The organism is Grimontia sedimenti, from assembly GCF_011045095.1.
GTDB classification, from domain to species: domain Bacteria; phylum Pseudomonadota; class Gammaproteobacteria; order Enterobacterales; family Vibrionaceae; genus Enterovibrio; species Enterovibrio sedimenti.
Genome location: NZ_JAALDL010000004.1, coordinates 305,242 through 326,403, shown reverse-complemented (window position 1 = coordinate 326,403; position 21,162 = coordinate 305,242). Strand labels below are relative to the sequence as shown.

Annotated in this window: 19 protein-coding genes and 1 pseudogene; 4 read left to right on the top strand and 16 right to left on the bottom strand. The window is 48.6% G+C overall.

Annotated elements, in window-relative coordinates; genetic code table 11:
* Positions 1-23: 23 nt before the first annotated feature.
* From G5S52_RS24195 to G5S52_RS08460, 7 genes and pseudogenes are all read right to left on the bottom strand, one after another.
* A pseudogene (locus tag G5S52_RS24195) lies at positions 24-904 on the bottom strand (TRAP transporter substrate-binding protein); the annotation flags it as partial.
* 133 nt (positions 905-1,037) lie between these two features.
* Positions 1,038-1,766, bottom strand: coding sequence for a GntR family transcriptional regulator (locus G5S52_RS08485; RefSeq protein ID WP_165012747.1), 729 nt, complete (start codon positions 1,764-1,766; stop codon positions 1,038-1,040).
* Between the two features lie 159 nt (positions 1,767-1,925).
* Positions 1,926-2,864 (bottom strand): transketolase family protein, encoded by a 939-nt coding sequence (locus tag G5S52_RS08480; protein ID WP_165012745.1) that lies wholly within the window; start codon positions 2,862-2,864, stop codon positions 1,926-1,928.
* The gene (locus G5S52_RS08475; RefSeq protein WP_165012743.1) at positions 2,861-3,697 is read right to left on the bottom strand and encodes a transketolase; all 837 of its coding nucleotides are present in this window, start codon (positions 3,695-3,697) and stop codon (positions 2,861-2,863) included. The genes G5S52_RS08480 and G5S52_RS08475 overlap by 4 nt, the downstream gene beginning before the upstream one ends.
* A 52-nt stretch (positions 3,698-3,749) precedes the next feature.
* Complete coding sequence (gene ulaA, locus G5S52_RS08470; RefSeq protein ID WP_165012741.1) at positions 3,750-5,102, bottom strand: PTS ascorbate transporter subunit IIC; 1,353 nt, start codon at positions 5,100-5,102, stop codon at positions 3,750-3,752.
* 14 nt (positions 5,103-5,116) lie between these two features.
* Entirely contained in the window at positions 5,117-5,380 is a 264-nt protein-coding gene (locus tag G5S52_RS08465; protein WP_002536881.1) for a PTS sugar transporter subunit IIB, read from the bottom strand.
* 10 nt (positions 5,381-5,390) lie between these two features.
* The gene (locus G5S52_RS08460; protein WP_165012739.1) at positions 5,391-5,834 is read right to left on the bottom strand and encodes a PTS sugar transporter subunit IIA; all 444 of its coding nucleotides are present in this window, start codon (positions 5,832-5,834) and stop codon (positions 5,391-5,393) included.
* Positions 5,835-6,232: 398 nt separating this feature from the next.
* Here G5S52_RS08460 and G5S52_RS08455 point away from each other — a divergent pair, with 398 nt between their 5' ends.
* Positions 6,233-7,474 (top strand): polyhydroxyalkanoate depolymerase, encoded by a 1,242-nt coding sequence (locus G5S52_RS08455; protein ID WP_165012737.1) that lies wholly within the window; start codon positions 6,233-6,235, stop codon positions 7,472-7,474.
* A 189-nt stretch (positions 7,475-7,663) separates the two neighbouring features.
* Positions 7,664-7,831, top strand: coding sequence for an SRPBCC family protein (locus G5S52_RS08450; protein ID WP_235956142.1), 168 nt, complete (start codon positions 7,664-7,666; stop codon positions 7,829-7,831).
* Between the two features lie 22 nt (positions 7,832-7,853).
* On the opposite strand, the gene hdhA is transcribed toward G5S52_RS08450, so the two are convergent.
* A complete protein-coding gene (gene hdhA / locus G5S52_RS08445) occupies positions 7,854-8,621 on the bottom strand; it encodes a 7-alpha-hydroxysteroid dehydrogenase (protein ID WP_165012735.1) in 768 nt (255 codons plus the stop codon).
* 163 nt (positions 8,622-8,784) lie between these two features.
* Positions 8,785-10,038 (bottom strand): D-amino acid dehydrogenase, encoded by a 1,254-nt coding sequence (locus G5S52_RS08440; RefSeq protein ID WP_165012733.1) that lies wholly within the window; start codon positions 10,036-10,038, stop codon positions 8,785-8,787.
* Between the two features lie 100 nt (positions 10,039-10,138).
* Here G5S52_RS08440 and G5S52_RS08435 point away from each other — a divergent pair, with 100 nt between their 5' ends.
* Complete coding sequence (locus G5S52_RS08435) at positions 10,139-11,044, top strand: LysR substrate-binding domain-containing protein (protein WP_165012731.1); 906 nt, start codon at positions 10,139-10,141, stop codon at positions 11,042-11,044.
* Positions 11,045-11,058: 14 nt separating this feature from the next.
* Here the strand turns inward: G5S52_RS08435 and G5S52_RS08430 are convergent, their stop codons facing one another.
* The 6 genes from G5S52_RS08430 to G5S52_RS08405 form a co-directional block, all read right to left on the bottom strand.
* Positions 11,059-12,132 carry a hypothetical protein gene (locus G5S52_RS08430; protein ID WP_165012729.1) on the bottom strand — a complete coding sequence of 358 codons (1,074 nt, stop codon included), beginning with the start codon at positions 12,130-12,132 and terminating at the stop codon, positions 11,059-11,061.
* Positions 12,119-14,827: a DUF2235 domain-containing protein gene (locus G5S52_RS08425; RefSeq protein WP_165012727.1), complete on the bottom strand. Its 2,709-nt coding sequence runs from the start codon at positions 14,825-14,827 to the stop codon at positions 12,119-12,121. Before G5S52_RS08425 ends, G5S52_RS08430 begins: the two co-directional genes overlap by 14 nt.
* A 146-nt stretch (positions 14,828-14,973) precedes the next feature.
* Positions 14,974-15,735 carry a DUF2927 domain-containing protein gene (locus tag G5S52_RS08420; protein WP_165012725.1) on the bottom strand — a complete coding sequence of 254 codons (762 nt, stop codon included), beginning with the start codon at positions 15,733-15,735 and terminating at the stop codon, positions 14,974-14,976.
* Between the two features lie 235 nt (positions 15,736-15,970).
* Positions 15,971-17,716 carry a S41 family peptidase gene (locus tag G5S52_RS08415; RefSeq protein ID WP_165012723.1) on the bottom strand — a complete coding sequence of 582 codons (1,746 nt, stop codon included), beginning with the start codon at positions 17,714-17,716 and terminating at the stop codon, positions 15,971-15,973.
* Between the two features lie 152 nt (positions 17,717-17,868).
* Positions 17,869-18,369: a very short patch repair endonuclease gene (locus tag G5S52_RS08410; RefSeq protein ID WP_165012721.1), complete on the bottom strand. Its 501-nt coding sequence runs from the start codon at positions 18,367-18,369 to the stop codon at positions 17,869-17,871.
* A 71-nt stretch (positions 18,370-18,440) separates the two neighbouring features.
* Complete coding sequence (locus G5S52_RS08405; RefSeq protein WP_165012719.1) at positions 18,441-18,650, bottom strand: hypothetical protein; 210 nt, start codon at positions 18,648-18,650, stop codon at positions 18,441-18,443.
* Positions 18,651-18,844: 194 nt separating this feature from the next.
* Here G5S52_RS08405 and G5S52_RS08400 point away from each other — a divergent pair, with 194 nt between their 5' ends.
* Positions 18,845-20,380: a DNA cytosine methyltransferase gene (locus G5S52_RS08400; protein ID WP_165012717.1), complete on the top strand. Its 1,536-nt coding sequence runs from the start codon at positions 18,845-18,847 to the stop codon at positions 20,378-20,380.
* Between the two features lie 30 nt (positions 20,381-20,410).
* Here G5S52_RS08400 and G5S52_RS08395 read toward each other — a convergent pair whose 3' ends face one another.
* Positions 20,411-21,160, bottom strand: a complete 750-nt coding sequence (locus tag G5S52_RS08395) for a DUF6339 family protein (protein ID WP_165012715.1) — start codon at positions 21,158-21,160, stop codon at positions 20,411-20,413.
* Positions 21,161-21,162 lie beyond the last annotated feature (2 nt).

Genomic DNA, 21,162 nt, shown 5'->3' with positions numbered 1-21,162 from the left:
TCGGTCAGTTCGAATGGAGGCGTTTGCAGGCGGCCTTGCTTTTTCAGTTCCGCCAATGCCGCCTCTGACTTCTTCTTTGCTACGTCGTATTGCAATGCAGTCGCAGCGCCGGCGGATTTTTCGATAGCGGCAACAAGGTGCGAAGGCAGACTGTCTCGGACTTTGGTGGACATCAGAAGTAATTGAGTGAGATGACCGTGATTGGTCAGGGAGATGGGAAGTGCAGTCTCTGTGTGCTGAATAACTTCATCCGGTGTGCACTCCTCACCATCAATGTCTCCGGCTTTAAATGCGGCTTCAACCTGTTTTCGGCAATCGGGATAGAGATGGCTCCCCATTTTTCAAACTGTTGACGTAACACGGTACTTTCCATGGTGCGAAAGCGGCGTTTTTGAAAGTCTTCAGGTTTACGCAGAGGGAAATCCGTCACTATCTGCTTGAACCCCCCATCCCAGTAAGCCAGCCCTGATATACCGTGAACACTGAGATCAGAAAGGAGCTTTTGTGCACTGATGCTGCGATAAACACGCAAGAGTTGCTCCTGACTTTCGAACATGTAGGGCACATCAAACAGTTCCAGTGGTCGTGAGAGGTAGCTGACTTTGGCACTGGGAATGACGATAAAGTCTATATCTCCTTTCTGCACGGCGGCCAACAGCTCCCGCTCGCTTGCGCCATGGTTTTGACCTAGCAGTTCTATTTTTATTGCGCCTTGCGTTTTCTTTTCAACCAAAGCAGCGAAATAACGCGAAGCCTCAGCGCTGGCGCTGTCTTGATGGCTGGAAATTGCCAGGGTGAGGGTCTGGGACTTTATTTCGTGACTTGAGTCTGGATTGGAAACCTCACGGTTATCACAGCCATTTAGCAGCAGTAACAATGTCGTGAGTGTAAAGAGGTATCTCATTGTTTTCTCCGCCCGAAAAGACCTTCAATGCCTCATCAAAGATTAGAAATGAGATGGGTGTTTTTCCAGTGAGATAAGGGCGAACACAATGCGGTAAACCAGCCCCAGAACGGAGCTGGTGGGAAAGTAAGTGCTAACGTTGTGTAACTTGATGAATATTAAACAAATCACTGTTAATTGTGGCGATGGTGTACTCGAAGGGGATGCCATCATCAAATGAGACCACTTCGCGAAGCTCGATCATGGCCTGTCCTTCATCGACATTGAGAAGCTCTGCCAGCTCTGAGTCCCGCAGATTAAAGGCGGAAATATCCTGTTCGCGGGTCTGTACTTTCTTGCCTGTCATCTGCTCCATGTAGCCGTATTTTGAATGTTCAATCTGGTTAAACTCAAAGCCATCGCAAACGGCGACCGGGATATGGGTTTGCTCAAAAGACACTGGCATGTTGCCAAAGCTCATCAAACGCTCGATGTAGTAAACCTTTTCATTGGGTTTGATACGAAGGGCGTGGGCGATTTGCACATTCGGCACTTCGATAATGGCGCTGGAAATCACGCGTCTTACTGCGCTTTGGCCTGATTTCTGGGCCTGTTCATCAAAGGGGGAAAGCACATGGAAATTGCCACTTGGCGCTGCTTGGCCAGAACCCACATAAAGACCGGAGCCTTTAACGCGATAAACCATGCCTTGCTCGACCAGATAGCGGGTGGCTTCACGCACGGTCACGCGCGTAAAGCCCAGGTGTTTGGCGATACCCGCTTCGGTATCCAGCTTGTCACCGGGGGAGAGGTTAGCGCTCGCGATTTTGCGCTCAATGAAGTCGATGACTTCTTGTTGCTTCCCTGTCACTTTAAACGTCATAGCGTCTCTTTTTTCGTTATTTATTAGCCGACTGACTGCAATGTTATTGAGTGTTTTTAGTTTGCAGATCTAAAAACGGCGGATCCCTGATCCGCCGCTTAGTTTATGTTATCGCTAGGTGAATACAAACTGTCGCTTGCGTAGCGCGACGGTTGAGGGCTAAGCGCTTAGCAAGCTGGTGCAGAAATCCGCAATGCGTTCGGCGCTGATGCCATAAGCATCTTTCAGAAAATCGAGTGAGCCCACCTGACCGTATTGCTCCTGCACGCCAAGCTTATGGAAACTTTGCAGTGCAACGCCACCAGAGAGCAGTTCAGAAGCCACCGCATCACCCAGACCACCAATCACATTGTGGTTTTCAATCGTCACCACACGGCCCGTCTTACGCGCCTCTGCAATCAAAAGCTCGGTATCCAGCGGTTTGATGGTGTGCATGTCGATAACCGCAACAGTTTTACCTGTGTTAGCTTCGATTTTCTCAGCGGCTTCCAGCGCGTCATGCACACAGATACCCGCCGCGACGAGGGTAAGCTCCGCACCTTCTTTCAAAAGGTTACCCTTACCGATTTCAATCTCATCTTCCGAGGCATAAATCGCTGGTAAATCTTTGCGGGTAGAGCGGATGTAGTTCACCCCTTTGTGCTCGTAGGCATAACGCATCGCTGCGCGAAGCACCGATTCATCTGACACATCAATCACGGTCGCATTCGGCACCAAGCGCATCAAGCCTGTGTCTTCAAACGGCATGTGGGTACCACCGTTGGTGACCGCGGTTACGCCTGCATCACTGCCGAAGATATTGATATGTTGGCCTGCGTAGCCGCCTGCAAGGAAAATCTGATCGTAACAACGACGGGTGGCGAAGCAACCAAACGAGTGAACGAAGGGCACTTTGCCAACCGCTGAAAGGCCGGATGCCACACCAATCATGTTGGCTTCGGCAATACCACAGTTCAGGAAGTTATTCGGGAAAGCGTCCGCGAATTTTTTGGTGCTTACGCTGCCTGCAAGGTCGGCTTCCAGCACCATCACATTGTCATGTTGCTCAGCCAGTTCCATCAGCATTTCAGCATGGATAACGCGAAGTTCTTTGCTCATTTCAGCTCCTCGATTTTTTGTTCCAGCATGGCAATGTCAGCTTCAATGGCTGCGCGCAGGTTGTCGTCTAAACGCAAATGGTGGTTGGCTTCAATCGCTTCCACGGTTGGCATGCCCTGGCCTTTTTCGGTATCGAGAATGATGGCGGTTGGGCGCTCAGTTTCAGCCTGCGCGGTTTCAATTGCGGCGCAGATGGCTTCGACACTCTTACCGTCGACATCAATGGCGTTGAAACCGAAGGAAGCGAACTTCTCGCGAAGATCGAACGACGCCTGAATCTCGTCGATGTAGCCATCAAGCTGGCGCTTGTTGTTGTCGACAAACACCACCAGATTCGACAGCTTGTGGTGTGCGGCAAATTGCGCCGCTTCCCAGCACTGACCTTCCTGAAGCTCGCCGTCACCGACGATGGTGTAAACCGTTGATTCGGTGCCCGCCGCCATACCGGCAGCACACGAGATGCCCTGACCCAGAGAGCCGGTTGTCATATCCACGCCCGGTGTTTTGTTCATATCCGCATGGCTTGGCAGGTTAGTGCCGTTACCGTTGATGGTTTTCAGCCATTCGATATCGAAGAAACCGCGAAGGGCGAGAGTTGCGTAAAGCGCAGGACCCGCATGGCCCTTAGACAGCACAAACAAATCACGGTCTTGCATTTTCGGGGTCGCAGGATCGTGCTTCAGGTAGCGACCGTAGAGACAAGCCAGTGTTTCAGTGACAGACAGGCAGCCGCCAAAGTGTCCGTAACCCATGTTCAGTAAAGCCTTTGCCATTTCTTTTTTGATGGACAGATTGAAGGCCTCAATCTGACGCAGATCGAGTAAAGATTGCATAGTTACCTCGGGAGAAAGAGAAGGGCGGGCTGGTGGTCAGCCCGCGCTGAAATTAGATGTTTTCTGCTGTCTCGGCGGTTTTCTTGCCGATGAAGTTGGTGCTCAGAACCAGTGCAGCAACGGCTGCCACACCCAGAATGACCGCCTCTTTGCCCAGCATCGCCAGATAGCCCAGGAAGATACCTGTGATAGCGAAGTCAGAGTCGGAGAAGGTGGTGTTGGCAAAGCCCAGGTCGCCCAGTACAGGCAGCAGCCACAGGGTCAGGAAGGTAATGACCACACCGTTGATGAATGCGCCCACTGCCGCGCCGCGACGGCCACCGGTAGCGTTACCGAACACGCCCGCCGTTGCGCCGGTGAAGAAGTGAGGGACCACGCCCGGAAGGATAAGCGTCAGCTCCATCACACCCAGCACGCCCATGCTCACCAGACCGCCAAGGAAACTACACAGGAAGCCAATCAGTACCGCGTTTTGTGCGTAAGGGAATACGATTGGACAATCCAGCGCTGGTTTCGCGTTTGGTACCAGTTTTTGGGAAATACCGGTAAATGCCGGCACGATCTCAGCGAGTACCAGACGTACACCCTGAAGGATAACGAACACACCCGCTGCGAAGCCGATAGCTGTCAGAATCGCGTAAACAATCGGGTTCTGGCCGTTACTCAGGTTTTCGGTGACGAAATCACTGCCTGCTGCCATTACGAGGATCAGATAGATGATACCCATGGTCAGCGAGATAGAGATGGATGAGTCACGCAGGAACACCAGGTTCTTCGGCAGATTCATCTCTTCGGTGCTCTTAGAGCCTTTGCCGACCAGCTTACCGACAAGGCCAGAAGCCACGTAACCCACGGTAGAGAAGTGACCGAATGCCACATCATCACTGCCGGTGATCTTACGCATGAATGGCTGCGCCATGGCTGGGAACAGCACCATGATAAGGCCCAGAGACACCGAGCCCAGGAACACCAAAGATGCGCCGCTAAAGCCTGCCACGCTCAGGATGATCGCAATCATACATGCCATGTACAGGGTATGGTGACCCGTCAGGAAGATGTATTTGAACTTACTGAAACGGGCAAAGAAGATGTTCGCCACCATACCGAACGCCATGATCATGGACGTTGCTGCGCCGAAGTCCGCCATCGCTGTGGCGTAAATCGCTTCGTTGTTCGGGATGACACCGCGAAGGTTGAAGCCTTCTTCCATCAGCACACCCATAGGGGTAACAGCACTCACCAGGATGCCGGCACCGCCGCCGATCACGATGAAACCCAGGACAGTTTTTATCGAGCCTTTGATCACGTCAGAGCTCGATTTTTTCTGGATAGCAAGACCAATCAGGGCCACGATACCGATGAGGATCGCAGGTGTACTTAGAATGTCAGTGATGAAGTCGAGCATAGCGAAACCCTCAATTAACGGTTCATGTAAGCGACGAGCTGTTCTTTCATTGCGTTCTTGTCAGTGATGTTAGGGATAGAAATCACATCACCGGCATGAATGCTGTCTGCCAAATCGCGGGTGCAGATGAACACATCCGCCATGTCTGGCGTCACTGAACCCAAATCGGTGTGGTTCACTTCTGCCTCAACGCCCAACTCACGCATAACTTCCTTCACTTTCATTTCGATCATGAAAGAAGAACCCAGACCTGTGCTACAAACGGCCATGATACGCATAGTGTTACCCTCAATATTTTTTAATAATTTCAATGATGTCTTGTGTGTTCTTCGCTTCGGTGACGGCTAAAACGTCCTCGTCGGAGCAGAAGAACTCAGAGATTTTTGTGATGAGCTCGATGTGCTGATCGCTGTCTTTTGCAGCCAAAAGAAGCAGCAGTTTCACCGGGTCGTTTTCTTCACTGTGGAACTCGACGCCATTGCGGACGACGAGCAGGGAAAGTGCGTTATTGTTCACGCCCTGTTCCGGGCGGGCATGTGGCATGGCAATCATAGGAGCCAGCACGTAATAAGGGCCAAGCGACTCAGTGGTGTCGATAATGGCAGACTGGTAATCAGGCTCGATATCGCCGGATTTCACCAAAGGTGCGCACACCTGTTGAATGGCGTCTTTCCAGTCAGAAACGGAATCTACCACCGCGATGCGGTGCTCGGAGAGTAAGGTTGAAAGCATACATACCACCATGCTTATACAGCTAATAAGTTGTCTATACAGGTGGCAATGTAGCGGTTTAAAAACGGCTTTTTCGTGATGGAAGTCTAACCTGCTAGCGGATACTTTTACGAAATTCCCACATTGTTTTCATGGTCACAATGGCGACTTATTTCGTATCACATTCGGATTAAAGTGAGATCTTCTGACAAGTATTGGGAATAACTTGATGATATGTGCTTGAGTGCTTATGTGAATTCAGGGTTATTTTTGCACCAATGTCTGTATAGAAGTTTGCCAAAGCGTTAACGCCGCGATCTGGGCTAGTATGTTAATTGTGTGGTTAATCAATAAGCGGCAACCTATCGCTAATAAAAATGAAACCACCTTTGTAGTCAGCCAGAATTAAGGGGCGGTTTATGCTTTACGAACTTAATGCAACCTATATGGATGCCATCAAGCCATTGAACAGCTGGGTCAAATTTATCAGGGACGTGAATGCCGCGCCCTGGAATCCGATGAAGACCTCACCTGCGACCCGAACGCTTGATGCTTCCATGGAGCTGGTGGAGCGGCTGACAGATTGCTACGACGAACCCGCATGGGGGCTTGATACCACCGTCATCCACGGCGAGAAACTCGCGATTCAATACAATGTGATTGCCAATAAGCCCTTCTGTAATCTGCTGCATTTCCGCCGCAGCAAAGCGCAACCCAATCAACCTAAAGTGTTGTTTGTCGCGCCACTTTCCGGCCATTTTGCCACGCTATTGCGCGGCACCATTGATGCCTTCCTGCCGGATCACGATGTGTATGTGACTGACTGGCGCAACGCCCGCGATGTGCCGCTCACAGAGGGAGAGTTCCACTTCGATGATTACGTGGATTATCTGGTCGAATTCTTAGAGCTGCTGGGGCCGGACACCCATGCCATTGCGGTATGCCAGCCAAGTGTACCCTTGATGGTTGCGACAGCGCTGATGTCTGCGGAAAAGAACCCAGCCGCTCCTGCAACTGTGACTTTGATGGGCGGTCCTATCGATACCCGCATCAATCCTACCGAAGTAAACGACTACGCCAGCGGCAAGGATTTGGAGTGGTTTGAGTCTAACGTGATTTGTACTGTGCCCGAGCAATACGAAGGTGCAGGACAAGTGGTGTATCCGGGGTTCGTTCAGCTTTCGGGTTTTATGTCGATGAACCTCGATACCCACGTGCAAAAGCACTTTAAGTTTTTCGGCGATCTGGTCAAAGGTGACGGTGATAACGCGGAAGCGCACCGCAAATTCTACAACGAATACTTGGCGGTGATGGACTTGCCCGCTCATTACTACCTCGACACCATCCGCAAGGTGTTTTTGGAACATGACCTGCCAAACGGCACCATGACCTATCGCGGCAAACCTATTGATCTCGCCGCCATCAAAAAGACAGCACTCCTGACTATTGAAGGGGAGCTGGATGACATTACCGGCCGAGGTCAGACAGCCGCTGCGCTCGACATCTGCCCCAACATCCCTAAATCCAAGAAAATGCATTACGAGCAAAAAGGCGTTGGCCATTACGGTATTTTCAATGGCCGCCGCTACCGGGAGGCGATTGCGCCGAAGATCAAGGGGTTTATCAAGAAATACAATCCGAAGATGGTGAAGGCGGCATAGCCCATTCTTACGCGCCAGTGGAGAAAACACTTTTGCCACTGGTGTGATTCTGTTCGTTCCTGATCGTCGTTATAAAGAAACGAAACGGTTTGAGAAGGAACAGCGGATGTTACGAAAACTATTTCCCGTCATTGTGATGCTGGCAGGGATTGTCGGCGTTTCCACGGCCAATGCCCATGGCCCATCAAAGTGAAAGCGGAAGGTGATAAAAGTATCGTGACGTGGATGGCGGGATGCTACCGCGGCTATCCGGACAACGATCCGCTGGAAAACCCCAACGACGCAACAGCCATTTCAGCCATCACTGGCCTCTATAAAGCGGGGTTAGACAACCTGAAAGCTGAGATGGAAAAGTAAGGTTCACTGCCTTTGGAGGTTTTCAGCTCAATTCCTGCGAACCACCGCCGCTGACAGTCAAAACCTGACCACTCACCCAAGCTGCCGCGGGTGAGCACAGAAACAGTGCGGCCAGCGCGATATCATCGGTTTTCCCAAGCCTTCCGAGTGGCGTGTGTTTCAGCATCGCTTTTTCAATATCCGGGGTGAGCACTTTCTCCAGCGCCGCAGTGCGGATTGCCCCCGGTGCAATGGCATTCACGCGAATGCCCTTGGTACCCAAATCAAAAGCGGTATTGCGGGTGAGGTGATTGATAGCGGCTTTCGACGATCCATAAGACGCCATCATCCAGTTTTTATTTTCACCAGCCATCGAACTGATATTCAACACTGCGCCTCCGCCGGCTTTTTCCATTTCCGGCGTACAAAGCTGCATCAACCTGAAAGGGGCAAACACATTGAGTTGATACGCCCACTCAAAGTCTGCCATGGGCATGTCGAAGGGCTTGGGGCCGCCACCGCCTGCGTTGTTGGCAAGAATAGTCACCTTGCCAAATGTCGTGACAGCACGCTCAACCAGTGCAGCTCTGTCTTCTTCTTTGGTGACGTTGCAGGCTGCAGCAATTGCATGTCTGCCCGTCGCATTGATATTGCAGGCGACTTCGTTAGCGGCATCCAAATCGAGATCGCTCACTACGACCTCTGCGCCCGCATCAGCAAACACTTCTGCTATCCGGCGACCAATCCCCGCGGCTGCGCCAGTGACAATGGCGACCTGACCATCAAGGCTGAACTGTTGAATGACTGACATGACAAACCCTCATTGAAAAGAGATGCATTGAGCCTAGATGTGGTGGGCAGAAGCGCGCGCGTTATTCTTGATACAAAGCGGGATGGAGGAAATGGGAAGGAGAGTTTTTCGGGAGAAGAAAGCAAAGAAGGAGCCCAGTGGCTCCTTCCGTTAGTCAGGTGTGTTATCCCGCGTAGCGGAAGTAATCCAGACCCTCGACATTACTGGTGATCTCTTTGGAGATGATTTGTGCCAGAAGATGACCAGAACCGCATGCCATGGTCCAGCCCAGCGTGCCGTGACCGGTATTGGTGAACAGATTGTCGAACGGCGTTTTGCCAATCAGCGGCGTGCCGTCTGGCGTCATTGGGCGGAAACCTGTCCAGAACTGGGCTTTGTCGAAATCGCCACTGTGGGGGAACAGATCTTTCACCACCATAGAAATCGTCGCTTTGCGCTTTTCCGGAATAGAAGGATCGAAGCCTGCCAACTCAGCGGTGCCTGCTACACGGATACGATCGTCAAAGCGGGTCAGGGCCACTTTGTAGGTTTCGTCCATCACGGTTGATGTCGGTGCCTGCGTTTCATCAGTGATTGGCACGGTGAGCGAGTAACCTTTCACCGGGTACACAGGAATGCTCAGACCCAGACCTGCCATAAACTTGGTCGAGTAGCTGCCCATCGCGACCACATAAGCGTCTGCTTCCAGCTCGCCTTTGTCTGTCACCACACTGACAATACGGGTGCCTTCGCGTTTTACATTCTTCACTTCGGTGTCGAACATAAACTCCACGCCGTGTGCTTTGGCAAGCTCAGTCATTTGTTGGCAGAACAGGTAGCAATCACCCGTTTCGTCATCCGGCAGATAGAGACCGCCTGTCAGCTTGTGGCTTACAGAAGCCAACCCCGGCTCTTGCTTGATGCAATCTTCGACCGTCATACGTTGATAACGGGTGCCGCTTTGCTCCAGAAGGGCGATGTCTTTTTCTACCGCATCGAGTTGCTTCTGATTACGGAAGATTTGCAGTGTGCCTTTCTGACGGCCCTGATATTCGATGTTGTGCTTGTCACGAAGTGCGAGCAGACACTCACGGCTGTGGTTGGCAATGCCCAGCATGCGCGACTTGTTCACCTGATAACGGTCAAGCTGACAGTTCGACAGCATTTGCGTCGCCCACTTGATCAGCTGTGGATCCAGTGTCGGTTTCACCTTCAGCGGTGCGTGTTCTTCCATCAGCCAGCGAATGGCCTTTTGCGGAATACCGGGGGCTGCCCAAGGGGAGGAGTAGCCATAGGAAATTTGCCCAGCATTGGCGAAACTGGTTTCTTCGCCCGCTTTAGATTGGCGATCAACAACAGTGACTTTGTAGCCTGCCTGCTGCAAATACCAAGCGCTCATCAAACCGACAACGCCACTTCCCAAGACCAGTGCTTTCATGATTATTCTCCCCAATCAGACAGGGCGAGTTTGCGTTGTTTACATAACCCTAACAATCGATTTAAATTAATCACTGTGTATAGAATTTCTAAAAGCAAAGATGCAGACACTCAAAAGCCAACATCTCGGTGCCCTTTATACTTTTTCGGAAGTTGGGAGGCACAGCACATTAACCAGTGCCGCTAAAGCCATGCACCTGACTACTGGGGCGGTGAGCCAGCAGTTACTGCAGTTGGAGCAGCAACTGGGTTTCACTCTGCTTGAACGTCACTCCCGTGGTATTCGTCTGACCGAAAAGGGTAAACAGCTTCACCAGAATGTGAGTTTCCATTTAGTAGAAATTGATGCAGAAATCGCCAGCTTGCAGCGTAACACCGGAAAGAAACAGGAAATCCGCCTCAAGCTCACACCCTCTTTTGCGTTCAAATGGCTGGTGCCAAAACTCGAAAGCTTTCACGACGTTTACCCCGACATTCAGGTACAAATTTTCGCGGAAGGCGCACTGGTGAACGCGGATACGCGGGACTTTGACCTTGCCATCGACTATCGCCCACATACTTTCAAACACCCGAATGCCGAACTTCTGCTGGACGAATACCTGCTGCCGGTGATGAACCCAAGATATCTGGAGCGTCACCATTGGCTGCAAAACGATGCTGGTATATCCGAACATTGGCAAGGCGTCACTTTGCTGCACGATGCCATGCCATGGGAAAAAGCAGAGAAAGATTTGGAGTGGAGAAACTGGGCCAAAGCAATGCAGCTTTCGGTACCCACCGACCGCGGCCACTTCTTCAACCGAACCGACATGGCCATGTCAGCCGCTGAAGCAGGTGTAGGTATCGCCATGGCCCGGATGGCGCTTATCGACAATGAGCTGGAAACCGGAAGGTTGGTGTCACCGTTTTCGCCCATCAAAGCCAACGCTGGGTATTACCTGATCAGCAATGTGCAGGACGAAAGCACAGAGAGCTTTGTGAAATGGTTGGAGGGGATGATTGGGTAGGGCTGATTAAAGCCCTATTTGTTTCCATCAAAAGGCGTATCAGACTGTTGCGCTTTTCCTCGGTATAGAACGACGCCGTAATCTTCTATTTCGGGGATATACTCCCAGCGTTTTTCTGGGTCTTCTGATATTTGGCAAGGCGCACTTGGCATCCAACAGTGAACTCTATAGACAAATTCAAAATCCAGCCCATCCTTGATAGCTAGGATATCTGAGCTTTTTAGATACCCATCAAAAGCTTTGCTTCTGTAAGCGCGAATTTTTTCTTCCTGAGACTCTGGGTCTTCCAGTACCCCTTCGATTTGAAAATATCGATATTTCCAGTTTTTCCAATCACTTTCAGGATTGAGGGTTTCTTTCCATGCTACTTTAAAGCTCTTTGGCATCTCGATAGACTCAGTGGGAATAACTACTGTGCCGTCGAGATCAAGAACTTCAACAGTATCCATAGTGATATTTTCTTGCGGATTGTATCCTAGTGTCCTCGTATCCAAGCGTGATTTTGGGTATGGGTAAGGTGAGCTTTCGCCAAGACCGTCAAACAGTACCACCACATCTCCGCGCCCCCTGGGATCTTTGACTACCCAGTTATTCGGGTCAGCATCTTGCCTAGGTGTACAGTCGTCGTTAAAACCGCCGCAGCTTAAAGTAAAGAAAAGCATGGCTCTGGGTCCCTCGACTGCAAACTGCATTTTCCCCCAGGGGGAAGAGTAATTTTGATAATAGTTTTCGAGAGTTTCGATTTTTTTCTTGGCTAGATCACTGTCGATAGGTGATGAAATACGGTAAAAGGTGCTATCTCTATTCGTTTCAGGATCTTCTTTGACCCAATGTCCTGCAATAAAATTAGGTACTCCAAGGCCGCCAACATCGGCGCTTGCTCCTGGAAATCCGTTTACTGCTCCAAAACCAAATCCCATTCTGCCACCTGATGTATCAGTAGCATACACATCAATAATGCCATACGGTCCGTCAAGGCTTCCTGCATTGGCAAGCTGAGCATGAGTTTTATAGTTATCTTCCGGTTCAGTACATCCCTGCAAAATAAAAAAACATAGGGAGAGAGCCGCAGGCTTAATCATTGTCATAAGTCTCTCTGTATAATTCACCAGATGCTTTTTGATTGGGTTTGTTTGCTATCTCCATGACGAAATCGTCATAGCCTATGCTGATGTTTATATCATGAGGGCGATGCACGCAGTGCATGATGATAGGAGTAATATCATTGGCCCAGAGTGTTTGATTGATTGTTCCGCTTCCTTGCACGTTGAGAGCAGCAGATAGCTGTTTTAGTTCGCTACTTTTCCCGTAGTCAGTGGGGATGTCATATCTATTTTTGTTCCATTTGATACCGGCAACTTCTGCTTGCTGGTACATTCGTTCTAGAGACAAACCCTGAAGACCCGTAGTGATGGGTTGTAAGTGGTAATAGTAAAGCATACCATCGTGGTGTTTTACCTGCCCGTGATGCCTATATTCCTCTGAACCAATGACAGTCTTATAGATGCTTTTACATTGCAGATTCCAAGTTGTAGTTTCTTGCCTTGCAAGAGATAACCCATAATCTTCGTCTGATATCCCCCGCGCCTGAGACTTAAATTTCCACTTTCTTTCGTCATCAGGCACAGGCAACGTTTTTACCAATTCTCGATTGTAGCTATCGATCATAGGGGTACCGTATCTATCAGGTAATCCAGATTTATCGTATTGCTCAATGTTCGGGTAACCACCACCAACATCTGCATGCGCACCCGGGAATACCTCTTCATAGAAATTGTCTGGGAGGGTATCTTTGACTTTTAGGGATGTCAGAGGGAAATTCTTTCTGTACTCGTGGTATGCAGTAATGTGATATACAGTTTTAGCGCAATCCGGACCTAGTGATAGTTTGAAGCTACCTTCGTCTTTATCTCCGGCTTTACCGAAAGATCCAACTGTATCAAATAAACCCACAAAACGAATTTTTACGGTTCTCTTTTGATCAATGTTATACGTACAAACTGAGCTGGCTAGGGCATTCTCATTGCCTAGTAAGTGAGGAACGATACCAACATTAAAACGAGAAGCTTTTTCAACTTCGCTTCTGCCTGAGCCGGGGGGGACCAGTAAATTTTGGTAATCAGGGAAGCCTGCTTGAGCAGCGTTTACAAAATGCCTAGCTAGCGCTGCACCACGACTAAAACCGAAAACATCAAACTCTATACATTTTATCTCGCTATACGACCCCGCATTTTCTAAATCGTAAATGATATCTCGCAATTGCTTTAGCAAAGATGTCCACTTTACATAGGCACTTGTTTTACCGTCTGAGTCGTAAATAGCGGTCATCATAGCGAGTGTATTTAGATCATCTCCTTCATCTATTGCCTTTTCCATGACAGCTCTCGGAGCATCATCAAAATCAACTGTACCAATGCCCGAAACATAGATTTTGGCGATTTCACCTTCCTTCTCAGGATAAGCTTCAAACAGTCTTGCTACATTGGTACGGGAAGCATTGCCTCTTACTTCCTTGTACTTGTCGTTCTCAAGATTATTTCCCGTCCCATCAAAGAACACCCCGATGGTGAACTTATTATTTTGCAACTTTTTGATGTTAACTACTGGCAACCCACTCTCTACCAATCGTTCATTGTTGATGGCTTTGAGTGTTGAACCTTCCAGCAGACGTTCTTTGTGTTCGTAAACTACATCAACTGGGGCATTGCAGGTTTTCGGTTGGTAAGGTTTCTCGTCGGCGGTTGCGGCTTTCATGGCACCAAGCAGGGTTGGAACGTCTATCTCAACGCCATTCTCATTCAGCCATTCATCACTGACGTTACCAAGTTGCTCTTGAGTAATAGGCTCGTCGAGGTAAACAAGATGCTGGTCGGTGACGACTTTGCTGTCGATTTTCCAGTAAAGCAGAATCGCGCCCTGGTATTTATTCAGCCCGTTCTCTGTGTTCAGGCTAAATGGCGTTGAACGTGTGGCCTGAAATGCCCAGCGGCCTTCACCGAGAATTTTGTATTCCTGAACCAGCTTCTTTTCATGGAAATGGTAGAAGTAGCCTTCAGTTGGAAAGCCTAAACAATCGCCAAGTTGAAGGGCCGGGATCACCGGAATAAACGCTTCCCGAACGGCGTCTGTGCCTTTGGGTTTGAGCTTTACAGGAGGCTGGTTACTCACGCCTTTTTCTGCACTCGCAACTTTAGCGATAAGTTTACGGGGCTTGTCGTCAGTGGCTTTGGCAGAGAAAACCGTCCCCATTTCAGAAGGCTTGGTTTCCCAGCTGACAATACTTGCTTCCTTCGGTGTTTTACCCAGCGCAAACTGACACCCTACTTCGCTGGCAAGTACCTCTTCCGAGCAGGCTACCTCAAACAGATACTCATAATCCTGCGCAGGCTTTTCCTGTTTTTCTTCAACTTTATCTTCAGGTGTGTAAGGCGCTTCTGCAGGAGCTTGGGATTCAGAACCCGAGCGGGAAGTCAAACCTTTAGCTTTGGTTCGGGAAGTCAGCGCAGATTTAGCTTCAGGGGAAAAGCTGGATTCGGCATCAGGGTTGACCAGCCAAACCTTATCACCCATCGAGTCAGTTGTGGATTTCAGAGCTGGCGTGACAGGCGCATCACTCAGTAACACATACTCGCCAGATGCGAGCTGAGATTGGAACTTTTGAATGGTGACACCTTGAGGTAACACGGCTTCCAATGCCCGCTCTTCCAGTGTCGAAAATCCACCTTCGACTTTGCAGAACTCGTACGATGCAAGTTCGGTTATTTTTACAACCCTGTACGCCACTGACTCTTTCCTGATGTGCTTTTGTTTTTTGGTTAAATACCGAACAAACGCGAGCAGCACAACGCCGTGAAAGCAAAACCGAAAGACAGATCATGCAGGGGCAATTTCTTGCTCAATTTCTTGGTGAGAAGCGGCTCGGAGAGGGATCAATTCAACCCAAGCTCAGACACGAATTTGCTCTTGAGATACATATCCGTCGATTGTTTCAGCCAGTTCGGATTTTGCTTGAACCAGCTATCTAAAAGCGGGATCACTTCCTGCTCTTTCATGCCTGCATTAACGCCTGACGAATAGAGCAAGCGAAGCAAGGTGATATCCAGCGTTGTCATCACATTGTTTTTAGAGCCATCGTTAAAGATGGAAGGGAAGACCTTGTCAGAGTCATTCGGCAATCCCATCGCCTGCGTCAGTTCCTCGACCACACAGGCGAACAGCTTGCCGCGTTCGCGGGCGAGATCGACCGGGATTACAATCAGTGCTTCTTCGATTTCTGCCTGAGATGAAGAAGAAAAATGCGCCATGCAGATAGCACCGCGGAACGGAAAGTCTTTCTGTTTCGGCCACAGTTCGCGGGTCTCGTTCTGCCAGCGGCTCTGGCGGGTAAATACCATGCGGAGGTTGGCGTTTTCCGGCGAATTCACCACCTTGATGTCATGCCCCGTTGCCCGCACCAAATCTTCAATCTGGGTATTGGCCAGCATGCTATGAAGCTCTTTGTCACCAACGCGATGGTCAATATAGATACGTATCGGCTTTTGCCACTTGCGGACAGGGTGCTGCTGATTGTCATACTCATTGCTGAGGGCAATGATTTTAAATGCCCTTTTGACATACTCAGGGTCATTCCATTTCGCCAGAGCAGGGGCAGACAGCAGTGACAGCATCAGCCCCCAGATAAGAATTCGCATTTGGCTCTCCGTGGCCGATTCAGAAACGTCGTCGAAATCACGACGACTCAAGATTAATAATGACAATCAGTGGGTAAGGTTTCCAGTTGGAAGGTGAGATGTCCAGATTCAATCGTCCAAAACATTTTTGTGTGTGGGAGGAAGCGTTTCTTTATCCCCTAGTGGGTATAACAGAAAGTGTATCCGCGGTAAGGGATAGCAGGTCGCTATCCCTTAAAGGCCCTTTAACCCAAACTCATTGAGAGAAACCACTGATACGGATGACTTCCCGGAGTTCATTCTCCAAGTCCGCTGCGTCATTGTATGGCAGCGTGTAAGGGCTCTGTTTGAGTAACTCAGACTCCCACGAAATATCAGGCAATACGCCCTCATTCAACCTTGAGCCGTCTAACCGACGAAACTCCTGTACGGGGTAAGACATGTATCCAAGCTTCTCATCATACAAGTCATAGATATGTTGAAGTGAGCGGAACTGAATCACCAAGGGAGAGCCCGCAGTTGGCTTGCCAATCACCGTCGATTCAGGTGAACTTTGAATCCCAGCCGCCAATATTTCCCCGCCGGAATTTGTCTGTGTATCGGTTAGCACCAACACTTTCCCGTCGAATACCTTGCTGGTCTCGGAAGAAACGCGCTTACTTCTGCCAAAGGCATCGTAATAGACTCCGAAATCTTCATCCCCAAGAAACAGGCCCGCTAAACCTGTCATCTCTGGCAGAGCGCCGCCTTGGTTTCCTCTTAGATCAAACACAACAAGCTCGGGATTATTGGCTTCTAAAAACTCTCCGGTTGCCTCAGCGATACCTTCGTAAAAGTAAGCCATCCAAATGTAAGCGACACGCTTGCCGTCGACGTTCAGCTGGGAGAAATCCACGCCCTGCGTGTGGATGCCATTTTCGCTGGAGGCGAAATCTGCCTGTGTGCCCAACTGCAACGGGACAGGAATATCAAGGAAGGTAATGTTTCCCCCGTTATTGCGCAGAACATGGAGCGTGACCATTTCACCACGCATTCCTGTGACAAACTCTTGGAGCTTGGCATTGTCGCTGTCTCCCAGAACTGAAAACTCCCCGGATTTCGTCACACCGACAATACAGTCCAGCGGCCTTAAACCTGCATTAAGGGTGGATGTGTTGGTAATCCCCATGACGGAGTAACACGCAGGTTTTTGTGCCAACGTCGCGCCAATGTGCGGAACGGGAGGAAGCGTCGTTTGTTCATACTCTTTTTCAGAAATATAGCGAACACCAGTCACTGAATGAGGAAGCAAAGCGCCAATAAACAGCCCGATGTTGGAAAAGTCGACGCGGTCAGTTTTCGACTGATGGTAGTCCAATTGCCCTTCAATGATGCGCAGCGTCTCTGCCGGGTTGTCAGTAAACCCATTGATAGCGACCAGCTTATACGTCAGTAATGCAGCCCTTCTGTCGTCTATCAGATCGCCATCGTCTGCCGAGATAAAGTTCAGCGCATTGTCTGGTGCATTTTTTAAAACCTCAGCCCCGTTTTCGGCCAGCCAGTTTTTCATCTCGCTAATGGCGAGGTTTTCCTTTTCCCGATAGTCGGTGTAAAAGTCCTGAGCCTCTTTGGTGGAAAGGTTGAGGGGATAAACGAACAGATCGCGATAGCGATCCCCAAACGCTTTTTTCTCTTCATCCGTTAACACCACACCGATGGGATCCAGATTGAAGAGAAGCCGAGAAAAAGCCTGCCCAACACTTTCGCGGTTGTTAGCCAGGGGAGTGAGCGTATCAAGTGATGACTTGTAATAGCGTCGGATAAACCGATTAACCATAGCATTCAGCGCATCGTTATAGCCTTGTTCTACACTGGCAGGCGTGGAGGGAGCATATGCTTTGGGGGCACTTTCTTTCGGGGTGTTAGCGCTTCCCGTTGACTGACAGCCAACAAGAAAAGAGGCGCAAAATAAGCCAAACACCCAAAACGGTTTACATACGGTTTTTCCAAACAGCACTTTCATCGACATCATCCCTGTCATTACCATTTTGTGAAAGCTAGCTTATCTTTGAGCGCGTTGCCGTGATCTGTGTTTTTGCTCACTGCTAATTCGTTGGTTTGTATCAGTTTGGAGGCGGGAGCTGAGAACTCCTAGCTGGTGGGGGAGAGATGAGGCTAATCTGCTTTTAGCTTCCATAACGCCTGAGCGCGCTCATTCAGGGCTTCTAATCCTTTCCCGCTGAGTTCCCCAAACACTGCGCCGGACTTTATCCAAGTTGAAATCAGCATGAAGATAGATGGCTCAGGTAATCGCTCTTTTCCCTTTAGGGCGCATTCCCAAACCACCAATACCCTTTTTCCGTCTTTAAGAAGGGCGGATATGTTCCTTTTGTCTCTGGCGGCATTGCCAGTGAGCTTATCGTTCCAGAACTGTTTTCGGGTATTAGGGATGTGGGATAAGTGGCAACGGTGAAGATGCCAGAAGCAACCGTTGATAAATATTGCCGTGTTGTACTTTGGCAGCCAGATATCGGGTTTGCCGGGAAGAGCTTTGGGAGCGATACGATAGCGAAAGCCTCTGGAATGCAGCCCTTGGCGGATCAGCAATTCCGGTTTTGTGTCTCTGGCTTTAATCGCCCGCATGTTCCGCTTGCGGGCCTCAGACAGTTCTTCCATAACCCTGCATTTCGGTGTGAGGCGTAGTGATACCTTACACAAAAATACAGAAGAGAAGTGTATGAGTTCCGCTAACTGGAGTGTGTATTCACAAGGCGCTCATCTATCAACTTTTGTGCCGTTGAAAGGGCTGATTCAGGATCTGCTGTTAGCCCTTGTTCTAGAATTTCGGTTCCATTCGAAATACAGAACTCAAAGCCACCTCTGTAGCCATCTGAGTTTTCGTCGATGTAGATAGTGAAGCCTTTGTAGCTTTCCTCAGTTTCTGCCCTGTAGCTCATAGCTGGATTCCCATTGAATGAAACATTGAGAAATGATGATTGATATGAAGGGGATAGGCCACGGACTATGAGTCACATTGTAATTGTGTCTTGCTCATTGTGTGACCATTAAGAACACCTTAAAGCTAAAGTGATTGTGCACAAGATGAAGCCTGGTATTATTGCCAGCATTGAAGATAAGTAAGCGCTGAATAATGAACCAAGGTGAAATTTTAGTTATAGATTTGTTCGCTGGACCGGGCGGTTTGGGCGAGGGTATCTCATCGTGCAAAGACGATAACGGGAATTTTCCTTTTCAAATCGGCGTATCCGTTGAGAAAGAAGCTTCGGCGCATAAAACACTGACGACAAGAGCGTTTTATAGAAAGCTAAAAGATAACCCTGACTCCCTTGCTGATTATCACAAGTACCTCGAAGGTAAAATTAGCCGTTCTGATCTATTTGATGTTTACCCACAAGCAGCTGAAGAAGCAAAATTAGAAACACTTCAAGCTCCAAGAGCGTTAGGTGATGATAATGAACTTATTCATGCTCGAATCAAGCAGCTTTGCGAGAAGCATAAAGGACCTAAAGTCGTAATAGGTGGCCCCCCGTGTCAGGCTTATTCGCTAGCTGGCCGTTCTCGCAATGCAGGCATCAAAGACTATAAAGCAGAAAACGATACCCGGAATTTCCTGTACAAAGAATACCTAGAAGTTATTTCGATAGCTCAACCTGAAGTGTTCGTGATGGAGAACGTTAGGGGAATATTGTCAGCCAAAGTTGCTGGTGAGTTGATGTTTCCCAAAATCCTAGCAGACTTAAGAGAGCCGGGAAAAGTAACTGATAAACCGGGTGTTAAAGGTTATCGAATTTATTCCCTCGTAGAGCCAGCAACAGACCCTTCAGATCCTATTTATAAAGACTCTAGAGCTTTTCTCATTAAAGCTGAAAACTATGGCGTGCCTCAGGCAAGGCATAGAGTCATTCTCCTTGGTATTAGAGAGGATATTGACCGCGTCCCAAATGTATTGAAGCCTGCTGACGAAATTGTGACTGTAGAACAGGCTATCGGCGACCTACCGCCTCTAAGAAGCGGATTCTCAAAAAGAAAAGATGATGCGTTTGAATGGGAAGTGGAAGTTGAAAGTAACAGTAAACTTATTTCTCGTTTACTTGCAGCCAAGTTCAATATAGAAAAACCAGCGGATTTATTCTTAATGTTAAAACCGCAGAAGGCTCTCAAGAGAAAAACGTCGACTAAGTCTGGGATAAGTTCGAGCTTGCCTGAAGAGTTGAAACGTTGGTACTCAAATAATGCCGCATCTGCAGTTCTTAATCACGAAACCCGTGGTCATATGGATAGTGATCTTTTGAGGTATGCATTTAGCGCTGGATATACAGAATTAAGCGGTGGAACCTCGCCTAAAGCAAGAGATTTCCCTGAAGAGTTAGCGCCTAACCATGACAATTGGAAATCAGGTTCACATGCAGACCGATTTAGAACTCAGGCGGCCGATAAGTGCGCAACGACTGTAACTAGTCATATATCTAAAGATGGCCATTACTTTATTCACTACGATCCCAGCCAATGTAGGAGCTTGACTGTTCGTGAAGCAGCAAGGCTTCAGACATTTCCTGATAATTATTTTTTTGAGGGAAATCGAACTCAGCAATATGTCCAAGTAGGAAATGCTGTCCCTCCATACTTAGCTAAGCAGATAGCGAAAATTGTACTCAAGTGCTTATAAGTTGAATTAAAAGGGTGGAGACACCACCCTTTACGCATTTTCCTTAGAGAGAATTAAGCACCTCAGTAGAAATGACTTTATATCAGCAGAGCTTAAAGCTTCAAACACCAAGCCACCACCATATAAATTTACAGTCTTCATAAACTCCCTAAACTGTTTTTCGCTAAGATCTAAATTTTCACCTATAAAATCGACTAAATGAGTGATCAAACACTTCCTAGTGGTGATCCCAGAACGCTCAATGATATTAGAGCGTATATCTGCTTTTGAGAATATAATGCTCAGTACATTTCTTGGGTTTTCAGCATCAATTCTTCGTGCAATCCAAGAGCTCCACCAAAGTCTAGCTATACCGTTATCATCTCTATACTGAGTCAGATGTGTCGCGAAAAAGTGTTTTCGAATGGCTTTGTCAACATTTTCATCGTTCGACTTATCGAGACTATTAAGCCACCTGTTTCTCGTATATTCAAAACCTTCAGCATGACAGACCCGCGTCCATATCCGACTATCAGTGGCCATAACAGGTGTTATATCCGAGAATGCTTTCATTACTAAAATAGAGTTTTCAACATCTAGCTTTGAAGATGTTGAAGTGCTATCCAAACTCTTCAAATAACTGTAATCGACAAGTATATCTTTGAGCTCACTATTCCAGCCATAACTATCACAGAGATCAGAGAATGAATCATTTAAATATTTTTCTCTGTCAGTACTAATATTTCCTATGAGTCTGTCATGTTCGTCTTGAGATAGATATTTAAGTCTCTCTAGTGCCATAA

Coding starts and splice junctions, on each gene's coding strand:
- G5S52_RS08485 (WP_165012747.1), bottom strand. CDS start 1,766: ATGACGTTTAAAGTGACAGGGAAGCAACAAGAAGTCATCGACTTCATT.
- G5S52_RS08480 (WP_165012745.1), bottom strand. CDS start 2,864: ATGAGCAAAGAACTTCGCGTTATCCATGCTGAAATGCTGATGGAACTG.
- G5S52_RS08475 (WP_165012743.1), bottom strand. CDS start 3,697: ATGCAATCTTTACTCGATCTGCGTCAGATTGAGGCCTTCAATCTGTCC.
- ulaA (WP_165012741.1), bottom strand. CDS start 5,102: ATGCTCGACTTCATCACTGACATTCTAAGTACACCTGCGATCCTCATC.
- G5S52_RS08465 (WP_002536881.1), bottom strand. CDS start 5,380: ATGCGTATCATGGCCGTTTGTAGCACAGGTCTGGGTTCTTCTTTCATG.
- G5S52_RS08460 (WP_165012739.1), bottom strand. CDS start 5,834: ATGCTTTCAACCTTACTCTCCGAGCACCGCATCGCGGTGGTAGATTCC.
- G5S52_RS08455 (WP_165012737.1), top strand. CDS start 6,233: ATGCTTTACGAACTTAATGCAACCTATATGGATGCCATCAAGCCATTG.
- hdhA (WP_165012735.1), bottom strand. CDS start 8,621: ATGTCAGTCATTCAACAGTTCAGCCTTGATGGTCAGGTCGCCATTGTC.
- G5S52_RS08440 (WP_165012733.1), bottom strand. CDS start 10,038: ATGAAAGCACTGGTCTTGGGAAGTGGCGTTGTCGGTTTGATGAGCGCT.
- G5S52_RS08435 (WP_165012731.1), top strand. CDS start 10,139: ATGCAGACACTCAAAAGCCAACATCTCGGTGCCCTTTATACTTTTTCG.
- G5S52_RS08430 (WP_165012729.1), bottom strand. CDS start 12,132: ATGACAATGATTAAGCCTGCGGCTCTCTCCCTATGTTTTTTTATTTTG.
- G5S52_RS08420 (WP_165012725.1), bottom strand. CDS start 15,735: ATGCGAATTCTTATCTGGGGGCTGATGCTGTCACTGCTGTCTGCCCCT.
- G5S52_RS08415 (WP_165012723.1), bottom strand. CDS start 17,716: ATGAAAGTGCTGTTTGGAAAAACCGTATGTAAACCGTTTTGGGTGTTT.
- G5S52_RS08410 (WP_165012721.1), bottom strand. CDS start 18,369: ATGGAAGAACTGTCTGAGGCCCGCAAGCGGAACATGCGGGCGATTAAA.
- G5S52_RS08405 (WP_165012719.1), bottom strand. CDS start 18,650: ATGAGCTACAGGGCAGAAACTGAGGAAAGCTACAAAGGCTTCACTATC.
- G5S52_RS08400 (WP_165012717.1), top strand. CDS start 18,845: ATGAACCAAGGTGAAATTTTAGTTATAGATTTGTTCGCTGGACCGGGC.
- G5S52_RS08395 (WP_165012715.1), bottom strand. CDS start 21,160: ATGGCACTAGAGAGACTTAAATATCTATCTCAAGACGAACATGACAGA.